Source organism: Tritonibacter multivorans, from assembly GCF_001458415.1.
Taxonomy (GTDB): Bacteria; Pseudomonadota; Alphaproteobacteria; order Rhodobacterales; family Rhodobacteraceae; genus Epibacterium; species Epibacterium multivorans.
This window is the reverse complement of the sequence record NZ_CYSD01000003.1, coordinates 1-13,551: the sequence shown is the minus strand read 5'-3', so window position 1 is coordinate 13,551 and position 13,551 is coordinate 1. Positions and strand designations below refer to the sequence as shown.

At 52.3% G+C, this 13,551-nt stretch carries 9 protein-coding genes and 1 pseudogene; 7 read left to right on the top strand and 3 right to left on the bottom strand.

The annotated features are described in order from the left end of the window. Positions 1 to 201 (bottom strand): hypothetical protein (locus TRM7557_RS19790; RefSeq protein WP_207382605.1); only part of this gene is annotated, 201 nt, incomplete at its 3' end. 502 nt (positions 202 to 703) lie between these two features. Between TRM7557_RS19790 and TRM7557_RS00990 the strand changes: the two genes are divergently transcribed. The 6 genes from TRM7557_RS00990 to TRM7557_RS00965 all read left to right on the top strand — a co-directional run bounded on the left by TRM7557_RS00990 (position 704) and on the right by TRM7557_RS00965 (position 8,038). Beyond that, on the top strand, positions 704 to 2,530 hold the full coding sequence (locus tag TRM7557_RS00990; RefSeq protein WP_131727505.1) for an AIPR family protein: 1,827 nt from the start codon (positions 704 to 706) through the stop codon (positions 2,528 to 2,530). 669 nt (positions 2,531 to 3,199) lie between these two features. Continuing rightward, on the top strand, positions 3,200 to 3,973 hold the full coding sequence (locus TRM7557_RS00985; RefSeq protein ID WP_058288364.1) for a GntR family transcriptional regulator: 774 nt from the start codon (positions 3,200 to 3,202) through the stop codon (positions 3,971 to 3,973). A 33-nt stretch (positions 3,974 to 4,006) separates the two neighbouring features. Then, entirely contained in the window at positions 4,007 to 4,963 is a 957-nt protein-coding gene (locus TRM7557_RS00980) for a tripartite tricarboxylate transporter substrate-binding protein (protein WP_110590870.1), read from the top strand. Positions 4,964 to 4,993: 30 nt separating this feature from the next. Next, positions 4,994 to 5,566, top strand: coding sequence for a tripartite tricarboxylate transporter TctB family protein (locus TRM7557_RS00975; protein ID WP_058288363.1), 573 nt, complete (start codon positions 4,994 to 4,996; stop codon positions 5,564 to 5,566). Between the two features lies 1 nt (position 5,567). After that, a complete protein-coding gene (locus TRM7557_RS00970) occupies positions 5,568 to 7,154 on the top strand; it encodes a tripartite tricarboxylate transporter permease (RefSeq protein WP_058288362.1) in 1,587 nt (528 codons plus the stop codon). Beyond that, a complete protein-coding gene (locus TRM7557_RS00965) occupies positions 7,151 to 8,038 on the top strand; it encodes an MBL fold metallo-hydrolase (protein WP_058288361.1) in 888 nt (295 codons plus the stop codon). The genes TRM7557_RS00970 and TRM7557_RS00965 overlap by 4 nt, the downstream gene beginning before the upstream one ends. A gap of 516 nt (positions 8,039 to 8,554) precedes the next feature. Here TRM7557_RS00965 and TRM7557_RS00960 read toward each other — a convergent pair. Further along, complete coding sequence (locus TRM7557_RS00960) at positions 8,555 to 10,267, bottom strand: site-specific integrase (protein WP_058288360.1); 1,713 nt, start codon at positions 10,265 to 10,267, stop codon at positions 8,555 to 8,557. A 528-nt stretch (positions 10,268 to 10,795) separates the two neighbouring features. Next, a complete protein-coding gene (locus TRM7557_RS00955; protein ID WP_131727504.1) occupies positions 10,796 to 13,222 on the bottom strand; it encodes an SIR2 family protein in 2,427 nt (808 codons plus the stop codon). 14 nt (positions 13,223 to 13,236) lie between these two features. Here TRM7557_RS00955 and TRM7557_RS00950 point away from each other — a divergent pair. Further along, positions 13,237 to 13,551, top strand: a pseudogene (locus tag TRM7557_RS00950) (transposase); the annotation flags it as partial.

Below are 13,551 nucleotides of genomic sequence, written 5' to 3'. Positions count from 1 at the left end.
GTGGTCGATTTCCACGGTGGCATGGGTGCCCAGAAGCGCGCTGAGATCCAGCTGATCGTTGAAAGAAAGCGCCTCAACGCGCCATTCAAACGGCCCCGAGATCTCCTCGCTGCCATCCATGCGCAACAGCACCAACTGGTCCCCGCCAAGCGCCGTCACCAGCCGACCCTGACGGTCCTGCTGCGAAAAATGCCTATTCAAAATAAAAATCCAACAAACAGTTAATGCAAAAGAGGTAGCAAGGCCCAGCCTCGCACGCAAGACGTGTGTTTAGGGGGGCGTCAAAGCGGACCTAAGAACACGACGCAGCATTCGGTAAAAGGGGCTCAGAGCCGCCTTGCGGCGCCGCGGCAGCAGAGGTGCAGCGAATCCGCACATCACACTCGCCTCCAGATGACGCCAGCCCGCCCTTTCGAGACATTCATGCGAGGCGGATCGGTGCCACTGCTGCAGGCGCGAAGGAAACCGAAGGGTTTTACAGGAGCGGACCTTCAGACTGTGTCGACAGATTGGAAAGATGCTGCGCCTCGCATGAATGTCAGCGAAGCGCAGATAGCGCCATTTGCAAAGTCTAGAGCATGAGGCCGCGCCGTGAGGCGCGACCGGCCCGTTACTTACCTCCGCCGTGTCTACGCTCACCGCAGCGTAGCTTCACCAAACCGGCCATTCGCCGCGCCTGCAACAAGTGATAAACACAACATGATTGAAGGCGCGCCGACCTCAATCGTTTGATCAAAAAATTTCACTAGGTGTGGTCAGGCTGGTTTCTGTGGTGGTATGTACGATGTTGAATTGGTTTTTCGAAAGTACGGAAATGGACCCGGTTACAAAAGCTTTAGTCAAAGAATTTAGTAAAAACAATAACCTAGACGACCTCCCCAGTGACAAACAGTTCGAGCATTTCTGTGCGTACAGCGTGTTTGCGACGAGATTTCCTGAGCAAATCGAAACCGATGATATGGTCGCTGGCGACGGAGGCGATCTAAACATTGATGCATTTGCAGTCAAAGTTAACGGTCGGCTTGTCGAGGATGCAGACGTAGTTGACGATATTTTAGCGGTGAGCGGTAGCATTGATGTCGAATTCCTCATCGTACAAGCAAAGACTTCAAGCAATTTCGACGGCGCAGAAATTATGGCCCTAGGGGACAACATGTTGCACCAAGTCTTTGCTGAATCACAGAGTGTCACCGTAAACGATGACGTAAAGCGTTTCATTGAAATCAAAGATAGAATTTACGCCAATGCAGCCAAATTAAAGGAAAACCCAACACTTCGGTTGTTTTATATTTGCACAGGAAACTGGAAGGGTGACGCTTACATCACAGGCATAATTAATCGAAAAAGAGAAGAGTTGGCTGACACAAACCAGTTTTCCAATGTAACTTTTGATCCCTTGGGCGCTCGTGAACTGCAAGCGCTCTTCCGGCAGACAAAGACCAGCGTATCAAAAACCATCAGAATCGATAATTTGGTGACTCTTCCTGCAATTGCTGGTGTAGAAGCCTCCTACCTCGGTATTCTACCCGCCTCCGAATATATGAAGCTACTTGTTGATGATGATGGAGAATTGGTGCGATCAGTTTTTGTTGATAACGTGAGGGATTTTCAAGGCGACAATCCTGTAAATACTGACATAGCCAATACGATCAAAGCAGGTGCTCTGGATCAATTTGTCATCAGAAACAACGGAATAACAATCGTTGCAAAGGGTCTTAGACCAACCTCTAGAGAGTATAAGTTAGACGATTATCAAATCGTAAATGGTTGTCAAACAAGTCATGTTCTTTACGATAACAGGGACGCAATAACTGACGATCTGCATGTCCCGATAAAACTGATTCACACGGAAGACGATGACGTTGCTCAAGCGATTATTAAATCCACGAACAAGCAAACTCAGGTGGATGATAGTGACCTTCTAGCATACACGCCATTTCAGCATGGCCTCGAAGATTATTTCACCTCTCAGGAAGGAGATCTTAAGCTATATTATGAACGACGCGGAAAGCAGTACGCTAGGGCGGAGGGAATTGAGAAGGGGCGAATAGTTACCAAAAGCGCGCAGCTCAAGGCCTATTCATCCATGTTTTGTGATTTGCCTAACCAAGCAGGGAGATATCAGGGCACACTCTTGAAAACGGTTGCGTCTCGGGTTTTCAAAGATGAGCACAGTCCTGAGCCATATTTTTTGGCTGCCCTTGCCGGATATCGTTTTGAAATTGCTATAAGGCGATTGCCCGTAGAGGAGCGCGTTGTGCGCGCTTTTAAGTTTTATCTACTGACTGCATTTCGTTACCGGTACGAAATTTCATCATTTCCAGGGGCAGGCAACAAGAAGGCCGCTGCTTATTGTAAATCACTTTTGCCTCACCTGAGTGACGGAGAGAAAGCCAAAGCCGCTTTCGATGAGTGCGTCTCTATATTAAAGGATGCGCTTTCAAATCTCGATTTGGAGCTCGAGAGAGATAACGCAAAATCGGCCCCTCTTGTTGCAGAGGTGAAGCTGTTATCGGAGAAGCGTAAATGAAAACCCTGCTTTTAGCGACCCACAAGGCTCCAAGCCAGTCTTTATCTCCCATTGAGGACCTGTTTTTCTGATGATTGCCGAGATTTGGCGGTTCGCGATAATAGGCTAAATATTCCTGCCCAATTATTCTTTTTTTCAGGCTATATCGAAGGGCTGCTTTGTGTGTTTCGGGGAGTGAAGTTTGCACCAGCAGCGAATGTACACTTCCCGCCCGGCCTGCTGGCGGCCTCATCCGATGCAGGTGAAGAACGAATGTCCATAAAGGGCTGCCTGCGGCCATCTGGCCGGTGTGGCTTGAAGACGATTGTGCTGCAGTCGTGCTGCCGCGCCGCCGCAAGGCGGCTCTGAGCCCATTCTACCAGATGCTGCGAAATGCACGAATGTCGGTTTTATAAAGTCGCTTGCACTTGGTCTCTTGACCAGAGACTCGACCACGAGCGGTGCCCCAAAGGTAAGACCAAGTCGCGCGTTTTAGTCTCCTCTGACTCAATCAGTTTCAATAATGCATGTTTGCGTAATCCAGGCATGGAGCCCTGGATTCGCGTAAGTACATATTTTTTTGCAAAAATTAACAGCGACCGTTTCGGCGGGAAAATCAGGGACTATTTATATAATATGCATTATACAAGAATATAATATAGCTTATAATCCATTCAAAGGGAGATCACCATGACGATCAACGAATGGACGCTTAAGCAATTGAGGGACGCGGTTACGAACCCTGCTGGCGCGGTCGCCAAATACTCGCGGCTAGAGACCCATTTGAGCCAGATGATCGCAAGCCGGGCCTTGCTTCCCGGCGAGCGACTTCCCGTAGATAAGGTATTCGCAACTCAGATCGGCGTTAGTCTAGGGACCGTGCAAAAGGCCTTAGTGGGGCTGCACAAAAAGGGGCTGGTCACCCGGGCCCCTAAGCGGGGAACCGTGGTCGCAGAACGACAAGTCGGAGAACATGATGTCTATGTGTTCCGCTTTCGTGATGCGGAGACAGGGGACCTGCTGCTACCAAAAGTGCGGACCGTTTCGGTAACCGAGATAGATGAAACCGGAGCCTGGAGCGCTTTTCTAGGGACAGATCGTATCGTTTGTGTCGAACGGATCATGCAGATCAGCATTGAGCCGCCCGTCTATTCACAGGTCTTCATCGCGCATGAGCATGGTGAATCTCTTTTGAACCAACATATGGACGCCTTCGCAGGCTTTTCGGTTCACCGGCATATAGAATCCTGTCATGACGCACCCACCTTGCGATCCGAAAGCAAGGTGCGTCTCGACAAGTTTGAAGGACGCGCAGCACAGCAGCTGACCTTGCCCGAAGGCACCCCAAGCCTCACCTGGGAGGTCTCCAGCTTTACCGTGGGGGACCGCCCCGCGAGCTTTCAGCGCATCCAGATCCCACCCAATCACCGACCGCTCGAGTTTCGGCGCGCTTATGGCGACTGAGCCGAGGTTACTTTCCAACCCAAGAGGACCCTCATGACACTCAAAAAGATCACACACAGCCTTGCCGCCTCGGCTCTGGCTCTTTCACTCACAACGCTGCCCGCGTTGGCAGAATGGGCACCGTCCGGCCCTATCAAGTTGTTGATCGGCTTTGGTGCTGGTGGCGGCACTGATACGCAGGCGCGCGCTTTGGCTGGCGAGATCGAAAACCGTAAGGGCTGGCGCATCATTCCAGAAAACATGGCAGGTGCCGGCGGCGCAGTCATGGCGGCGAACCTCAAAGATCAGCCTGCAGACGGTCTGACCGTAGGCCTAGCGCTGGACGCAACCTTCAGCTTTGCCTCCATCGACAACGACAACCTGAACATTGACGACTTCACATATATCACCACCACTGCGGCGTCGCAGACTGGTGTGATTGCACGCGCTGACAGCGGTTGGACAACGATGGCCGATGTGGCAGCAGCTGTTCAGGGCGGTCAAAAGATCGTGTGGAACAACTACTCTGCCCAGACACAACTGGCCTCTGAAGTGATCGCTGACAAGCTTGGCATCGATGTGAACCACGTTCGCGGCAAGGGCGGCAAATCCGGTGTGAACGCGCTGGTCGCTGAAGACGCGAACTTGGCATGGGGCGGCGGTGCTCAGCGTGGCCTCGTGCAAGCGGGTGAACTGGTCATCCTATTGTCTGCCGAAGACAAGCCACTGGTTCAGAACCCAGAGGGTCAGACGGTTGCCGAACTCGGTATCGATACCACCTTTGGTTTCAAATTCGTTCTGGCGGCCCCAGCGGGTTTGTCTGATGAGGCGCGTGATGCGCTCGCTCAGGCCGTTGCTGATGTGATCACCGATGAAACATCGGAAACCGCGCAATTCATCGCCAAACAGTACCCGCCTGCGGCTGTGGTTATCCAGGGTGATGATCTGAACAAGACTCTGCAGGCACAGCTTGCTGCGAATGAAATGCTGCTGAACAAGTTCAGCCAGTAATCGCAAAGCACAATTGACAGGAGGCCCGCTATGGTACGTCGCTGGGAAATCGGGATTGGCCTGACCGGCCTTCTGTTTGCACTGTTTTCACTGTTCTTCTGGTTCCCCAATGACATTCAGGGGGCCTTCATGGAGACAACACGGGCGGGGAAACCCGAACCGGGGGACGCTTTCTTTCCCGTCCTTCTCGCCGGGTTCATCGCCTTTATCGCGGCCATACAGATCGTTTCAGCGCTGCTTAAGCGCGATCAAGAGGCCCAGGGGAGCGACTATCCACGCCTGGATGGTGAAAACATAAAGTTCCTGGCGCTGTTCCTGGCGATCATTCTGGGATCTTTAGCTGTTGTCTACTGGATTGGACCTTTGGCGGTCTGGCTGACGCAAGAGGAGCTTACGTATCGCCAGCTGGTTGATACAGCGCCGTACAAATATCTGGGCGTGGTCGTCGGTGGGTTTGCACTGACCTTCTCGCTGATCTCATGGGCCGAGGGCCGGCTGCGGGCGCGCTCAGCTGTTGTGTCAGCCCTGCTCATTCTGGTGCTGATCCTGGTCTTCGACGTCGCACTGACCAATATCCAACTGCCCCCCAACGCGGATTTCTAAGATGGAACTGGCATTCGACTATATTCTGCGCGGCATTCTCAGCGTCTTTTTTACCTCTGAGGGCGCCTTTATCTGGCTACCGGTTGTGATGGTGCTGGCCGGTCTGGTCCTTGGCATTGTCGTCGGCGCGACGCCGGGCCTGAACGGACCCTTTGCCATGGCGATTGCATTGCCGGTTCTGATCTCAGCCTTTGGCACCGGTAATGATGCCCTCTTGCCAATTCTAGGCTTTTTAATCGGCATCATGAAAGGCGCCACCGTTGGCGGAGCGGTGCCTGCCATACTGTTCAACACGCCCGGCACGCCTGACGCCTATCTAACCACCTTGGACGGCCATCCAATGACCCGCAAAGGTCAGGGCTACAAGGCGCTCAAAGTCGCTCATTTCTCGTCCGTGTCTGGCGATACGTTTTCAGATATAGCTTTGTTTATCGCGGCGCCCACGCTTGCGGTTCTGATTGAATCCGCGCTGGATCTGCCAGAAAAAGCCGCGCTGATTATCCTGTCATTGTCCTTCATGGCAGCCGTGTCAGGGAAATCCGTGACCAAGGGTCTGCTGGTGGGCGGGCTGGGCATGTTACTGGCGCTGATCGGCACCACGCTGTCGGGATATGGCCCGCGCATGACCATGGGTGTGACGGATCTGGGCAATGGGATACCGCTGACCTCAGCCATCTTGGGTGTTCTGGTTTTGGGCGAGGTGTTCTGCGCGATTGAGGATCGCATCCATGAACGCCGCAAAAACCGCCAGACCGAGGCCCCGCGCGAAAGCACCGACAACAGCCTGAGCTGGGTCGAAGCCAAGCGACTGCTGCCAACAATTCTGCGTTCCGCCTCGATCGGCACAGCCATCGGCGCGTTGCCGGGGATTGGCACCACGCTGGCCGCCACGCTGGGCTATGAAGCCGCCCGTAAGCGCCAGAAGGCCGATGCGGCTTTGGGCAGCGGCGTGCCCGAAGGCGTTGCAGCAACCGAGGCAGCGAACTCTGCTGTTTCTGGTGCAAACCTGATCCCGGTGATGAGCCTGGGGATTCCCGGCAACTTTGCTGCGGTCTTTCTGATCCTTGCGGTGGAATCCGTCGGAGATTTCACCTTTGGCCCACAGGTCTTTCGCTTTACCGAAATCAAGGTGATCGAAGACTACGGCACCATCATCAACGCAGAACTGGTGATTGCCTTTGGCATCTTCACCCTGATGGTTCTGGCGAACCTCTTCAACTGGACCATTGGTCGATACGTCATGCTCTCCCTGGGCATATTGGCGAAAATCCCGGTTACCATCACACCTGCACTGGTGCTGCTGATCACCATCACGGCGGTCTATTCACAGGATGGCGGATTCATAGCCATCTGGACCGCGCTGGCCTTTGGCTTGATCGGCTACGTGCTACGGCGCTTAGAAATCTCGCTGCTGCCGTTTGTGATCGGCTTTATCCTGTCCCCCAAACTGGAAGAACTGATCCGGGGGGGATTCTCAGGCTCCGGCGGCGACCCCTTCTTCCTGCTTAAATCTCCTATCGCGCTGATCTTCCTCCTGGCCTCAGTTGCCATCGTTCTGCGCGCAACACGAAAGAAAGAAAACAAATGAAAGTCACATTGCTTGGAACCGGTACGCCAGCCCCGTCGTTGAAACGGGCAAGTTCAGGCTATGTATTCGAGCTGGGAGATGATGTGGTTGTCATGGACCATGGCCCCGGCGCGCACCATCGCCTGCTCGAAGCGGGGTATCAGGCCACCGACGTGTCCCATTTTCTGGCGACCCATTACCACTATGATCACATCATGGACTATCCCCGGCTTGTACTGACCCGATGGGATCATGGCGGGGACAAGGTGGCACCGCTGAAGGTCTATGGCCCTGATCCGCTGCACGAGATCAATGAAGGTTTCATTGGCGAAAGCGGAGTGTTTGCGCTCGATATCGCAGCGCGCACCGAAAGCCCGGCGTCGATTGCCGTCTACCGCGCCCGCGGTGGTGTCGGGGATCGCCCGCGTCCCAACCCGGATTTGACCCAGGTCGCCCCGGGTGATGTCATCGAAGGCAAAGATTGGGTGATCAAGGTCGGCCCCGCGCGCCATGTGCAACCCAGCTTAAATTGCCTCTCTTACCGTGTGGAAACGGACCAAGGCGTGGTTGTCTACTCCGGGGACAATGGCGGTGTCTATCAGCCTTTCATCGATTTTGCCAAAGGCGCGGATGTGCTGATCCACATGAACCATTTCCTGTCGGGCACGGAGCTCACGCCGGAGTACCGCCAAATGTCAGGCTCACATCTGGACAACGCAGAAACCGCGAAACATGCAGGGGTCGGTATGCTTGTACTGACACACTTCCTGCCAATGTTGGACAAGACAGGTGTCAAAGAACGTATGGTGACCGAGATGTCAGATATCTATGACGGTCCAATTGTTCTGGGTGAAGACCTGATGCAAATCCCTTTGAAAACAGATGCATTGGAAGCGGCTGACTAAGCTGGCGCGAAAAAGCAGGTGATGATTCAGTTTCGGATCGTCACCTGATTGCTGAATGCCACCTTTCGGCATCCAACCTCATTCTGAATTAGATTGGCGACGCTCTAAGCGACAATATCAACCTGGTCTTTTTGAGGTTCTGACCCGCTCAAATCGCAATCTGGTTGCGGCTTACATTCGTACCATAACTGCCATTGGTTCGAAATGCGGCGAAATTCTGCTTTGTCCGCAGTGCCGCCCTCTGGCGATGTTAAATGCTGAGGTCTGCGTGAATGACTGCTTCGGTGAAGCTGCATTGCGGCGGCGCCTGATCCGATGAATGGCAAGTTTCGGCCGATTGCGACGATTGTACCTCGAAGCAATCCAGACTTTGCAAAGGTCACTTTCTGCGCACAGTTGACGTCGGCACGTGGCACAGCATAGGGGCATGCTCCAGTTCGACTTGAATGACCGCCCTATTAAGTTTTCAGTGCAACTGATTACGACCGCAGAGAGCGCCCCCCCACTCAAGATCCATCAGACCTCGGTGACTTTTGGTAAGGTGGCAATGGCCTCGGCCAAGGTTTTTATTGGTGTCGACTTCCGGTAAACCTTGTCGTGAATATCCTTGCCTTCATGGCCGAATAGATCACGCACAATTTTGTCATCCACCCCGGCGTGATCCAATTGGTTCTGCACGTAATGGCGCAGGCTGTGGAACGAGAGTTTCGCGCCATCCGCCCCAAGCTGTTGGTCAATGATTTGCCGCATGCGCCGACCCACTTTGCGTCCATAGGCGTTGTTCCCTGCTTCATGAAGATCGGGGAACAGGCTGTTTTGATTGTTTTCTTTGGCCGCACAAACGTGTTCCAGAAAGCCGAGCTCAATCAGGTGCGGATGTATGGGGATCGTGCGGCGGGATGAGAGGTTTTTGATGCGGCGCAGCTCGGAATCCTCGATGGAAAAGCACCAGATGCCATCGCGCTCCACGACGTCAGAGGGCGCTAGCCCCGCGATTTCCTCGCGGCGCGCGCCTGTATATGCACCGATTAAGGGGCACCAGTAGATCCCGTTCTTGAAGATCTCTTGCCCAGGCTGGGTTTGGTGATATTCGGACCGTGAACCAGTCCAAACAGGATTTTGGAAGACGGCCCGAAGCTCCGCAATTGAAAACGCTGCGCGTTTGTCGCGGGCGCGGACGGTTTCTTTCTTCCGCAATTTGGTGGGGTTGAGATTTGGGTCAACCGGCAACCCTTCATCCCGTGCCCATTCCACAAGCTGGTTCAAATGTTCCAGATGTCGGTTGATCGTACCAACAGACAGGCCAACCTTGTCGGCCGGTAAGGCGGCGGATTTGGCCATGACGTCGCTGCGGGTTGCGGCCTGGTCTTTGGGGCTTTTACCCCAGCTTTTCGGCATCTTCGACAGGTCCGCACGGAAGGCTTTCACATCGGGTTGGCGGATCGACGTGATGTCCTCAATTCCCGTCAGCATGGTGCAGAGCGCCGCAAAGCTCTGGAATTGGCGGAGGGTCTTTTCCTCAATGCCTTCAACGCGTTTGATCGCGTTCATGCGATCAACAACATCGCCCAACTTTGCGGACGGTAAGTCCGGGATCGACTCTTCTGGGCTCAATGGGGGATCTTCAGGTTCAGGCGGCTTTGCCACTGGCGCCTCAACCGCATCACCCGCCCAGGCTTTGGCTTTTGCCGCCACATAAATATCCAACACCTGCGCATATTCTAAAGCCGAGAGAGCATTACCGCCGACTTCTTCTTGGAAGGCCGCAGTGATAGCTTTTTTACGCGGCACGCTAACCAAATCCCTGCGGATCAAATCGATATTGTCACGGACCAAAGCGGGCGTGTCCGCAGCCGGGCTGTGGTTCACACCGCTGGCTGCAATGCATGCCCAAGCCTCAGCCATTGCCCTATCATGACGGTCGTCATCTTCAGGGTCGAGGCTATCGATGCGCGCCAGCATTTTCAGCTGTTCGATCTTGGCCCGCTCCTTGCGGATCACAGCCGCCAGAAAAGCGCGCCCCTGTTCGGGCGTGATACGATTTCCAATGATGTGTTCCACGATCAGATCACTCTCAGCACTTACTTTCCGAGCTAAGATAAGCGCTTGATGGCGGTCCGTCGTCCCGAGCGAGAGCTTGATATCAACAATTTCTGTGGAAAACCGCCGCGTTTTGCGCCGCCATTGATAGACGTTTCCGCGTTTGGACAGATGAGGTTGCGTGTTCAAAATCACGTTCCGTTCGATCAAACGGATGGAACACTTTGCCCGAGGTGTAGGTCTGGGGGTGGCTTCGGTGGTGGAACACTGCGGTGCCACACATAAAGACCAACTTCCTCATAAGGTCTTATAAATCAAGTTCTTATGAGGAAGTTGGCTCCGGCGGTAGGGCGCGCAATGCGCGATCAACACCACTGAAAACAAACGATTTTTCGCTCCGAATGTCTCCATCGAATCCGGATGTGTAAGAGTCTGTGCCACAATATGTGCCGACATCGCAAGCTCGGAACCTAAGTTCCGAGCAACACAATCTAACCTTGCTACCCCGGCGGCTCAACTTTTTTGCAGTCAATTCGAGTTCTCAAATTGGTCATCAACTCCCAAGCTCATTTTCCAAAACGATGTCACTGGCCTCGGCTGTGTCGCAGAAATGTTCGGAGTGCAGCCTTGTTTAACAGGGGCAAGAAAAATTAAGACTTTGCAAATCACCCCGACAAAGCACTCGATACTGAGAAGGCTTGGCGTATTGCAAGGCCTCTACGCTGGATTGTTGGCCAAAAAGGACTGTAGCTTTTTAACGGTCATCGCCGCTTCCGGGCGTCTTTCCCAGCCAGAAACACTCCTTTTGATAAAGGCCAGATATTTCAGCGCTTGAGCCCGCGTAACATTTTTCTCAGTATCGTCAAACTCAGGATAGTAAGCCTCTAAGAACGAAATTAGCTCTCTATGCCATGTGAACGCTTGTCCACGACCGTAGGTTCTTTCGTCATCGGCCTGAACTGAAAGGAGCTCAAATACTTCTTTCAGGTTTCCAAAAGCGATTGAGGCCTCAGTCGGAATGCTAAGCCCCCGCTCAAGCAGACAAACCGTTAGCTGGTTCTGAGCGTGATAGGGAACATAGTTTTTCCCGCGATTCTTTGCATAGCTGATGCTGGTTCGGAAGTGTTTGACTGCGGCATCAAAATCCTTGAGCGCCCTCTGACACATACCGAAGGCATTCCAGAAAAGATCATCCTTGTTCAGATTTGGGTTGGACGAAAGGTTGGAATAAAGCTCCCGGATTCGTCGAAGGCGATTCTGATCGTTACTCGCGATAACTTTGAGATAATTGAATCTCAAGAGATCTACCAAAACCAACCTCATTTCATCAAACAACGGGCTGCTGTCAGCCAAGTTATTGGCTGCATTTTCAATAACGCCAATCAAGTCGTTGTGATCGCAAATTTTCTCCATTGCATATTTCGCAAAGATTGATCCCGCAAAGTATCCATCGTTGCTCGCGTCGAGATTAAAAAACACTCTGAAAATGTTCGAAACCTTTTCCGAAGAGTGAATATCTCTTAGTCTCGTTTTTAGCGTCTGGTCTATTATGAAATCGTCTATGTGATTATTTGTGAATTCAAGGTAGATCGAAAGAAGAACAATGTCGTAGGCATCTCTTGAAATCGCCTTCAGGACTTCAAGCTCCTTTCTTATTCTTCCGATCATCTCGTTTGAATTCATAAGGCCGACCAAAATGTCGGCAAAGTTCGCCTGATACCCGCTCGCGCCGTTAGAAATCAGTTTTTTTGCCTTTTCGGCATCCGAGAGTTCGGAGATTTCCCGCCACATGCCAGCTTGGTTTGTCAGAGGAACAAGTGAAATTGCATCGGTGTGAGTAAGCTGGCCAATCCTCAAATCGACGACGTCATGATTGAGAAATTGCGCTGGAAGTTCATCTTTCCTTGTTTCATGAACGTTCAGCCTTGAGCTGAATATGAAGACGACATCTTCAGGCTTGAGCAAGGCCATCTCGCGATGGTGTTTTGAGAATTTGTAGTAGTCGTCGAGGATTATTATGGGGCGGTCATTATTTGCAATAATAGAGCGTAGCTCTTCTATGAAGTTGTCCTGATTTCGAATGGCGAAGAAGACATCATAGTCCTGGGCAAGCTCCGTTCCGAGAATTTTGCAGAGCACTGTCTTCCCTTGACCCAGGGGCGAATATAGGGAAATCAGGCTCCGTCCCGACTGCAATTCGCCAACAACCTTTTCGACAATAGAGGGTCGAATGACGTATTTGGAAGTTCCCTCAACAACATCAGCTTGCAACAGCTGATCCTGAACGCGCCCAAAAAGGAACAGATCGCTTAGGTCTTCATAGTTTATGTTGCGGTGCTCGACGCTTTGCTCCGTCGCTGATTTGAAACAAACATATCGTCTCTTGACAACATCGGTTGCCACTGGAAGGGCCTCGACAACTCTGGCAAAACCATCTTTTTCAATATGAAGGGCGGTGCCAAACATCTCCTGCATATAAGTCAATTCTTCATCTTCAATCTTGTAGTTGATGAAGAATATCTTCTTTTTTGAGTTCCCTCCCTGTAATACGAGTTTTGCAATCTCCGGATCATACAGCGAGTAGCCAAGAAAAACGATTACGTCTGCTGTCTTTATGTCATTCTTGAGTTCAGTTGCCCACGGGCCTTCATAGACCTTGTTCGCAACATTGGAATTGTAATCCAAGATGCACTCATCGCGGATGGTGTCCACTCGAAAGTGGTTTACGAACCCGTGCAAGTGAACGATAGGCAGCTTTCCCGGCAAAATCGCGGAAGGCTTATCAGCCGATGTGAGCGTCTGCTTGGGCTTGCCAATTTGCTCGCAAGATATTTCAATACTGTCGTCATAATTTGTCGAATATACTCTGCTCCATGGGTAAGACATGATGCTTTTCATGTCGTCCGAGACAGCTTGAACTTTGAAGCAATCCGTTATTATGCGGAAATACTCTTGAATTGATGCGTCGGCTACTTTGGAAGCCGCGATAGGAAGTTTCGAAAATTTCTTTCCAAGGAATTCGTTGAATTTTTCAAGTAGAGGGCTTGCAGCTGGAAGCTCTTCGCAATCAAATCCAATTGAGTCGAGAGACGCCCTGACCTGCCACGGGATTTTTCCTCCACCTGCGATTAGAGTCCGGCCCAACCTGAGGACGGACAATGAAGCGAACGAGATTCACGGACGAGCAGATTATTGGCATCCTGGCGGAGCATGAGGCAGGCGCGAAGTGCGCAGACCTGTGCCGAAAGCACGGCATGTCGGAAGGCACCTTCTATAATTGGAAGGCCAAGTTCGGCGGCATGACGGTGTCGGAAGCAAAGCGGCTGAAGATGCTCGAGGATGAGAACGCGAAGCTGAAGAAGCTGCTGGCAGAGCAGATGCTGGATTTAGCGGCGATGAAGGAATTGGTTTCAAAAAAGTGGTGACGCCTGCTGTGAAGCGCGAGGCGGTCGCGCATTTGAGGGCCCTGCTCG

Coding starts and splice junctions, on each gene's coding strand:
- TRM7557_RS00985 (WP_058288364.1), top strand. CDS start 3,200: ATGACGATCAACGAATGGACGCTTAAGCAATTGAGGGACGCGGTTACG.
- TRM7557_RS00970 (WP_058288362.1), top strand. CDS start 5,568: ATGGAACTGGCATTCGACTATATTCTGCGCGGCATTCTCAGCGTCTTT.
- TRM7557_RS00975 (WP_058288363.1), top strand. CDS start 4,994: ATGGTACGTCGCTGGGAAATCGGGATTGGCCTGACCGGCCTTCTGTTT.
- TRM7557_RS00980 (WP_110590870.1), top strand. CDS start 4,007: ATGACACTCAAAAAGATCACACACAGCCTTGCCGCCTCGGCTCTGGCT.
- TRM7557_RS00965 (WP_058288361.1), top strand. CDS start 7,151: ATGAAAGTCACATTGCTTGGAACCGGTACGCCAGCCCCGTCGTTGAAA.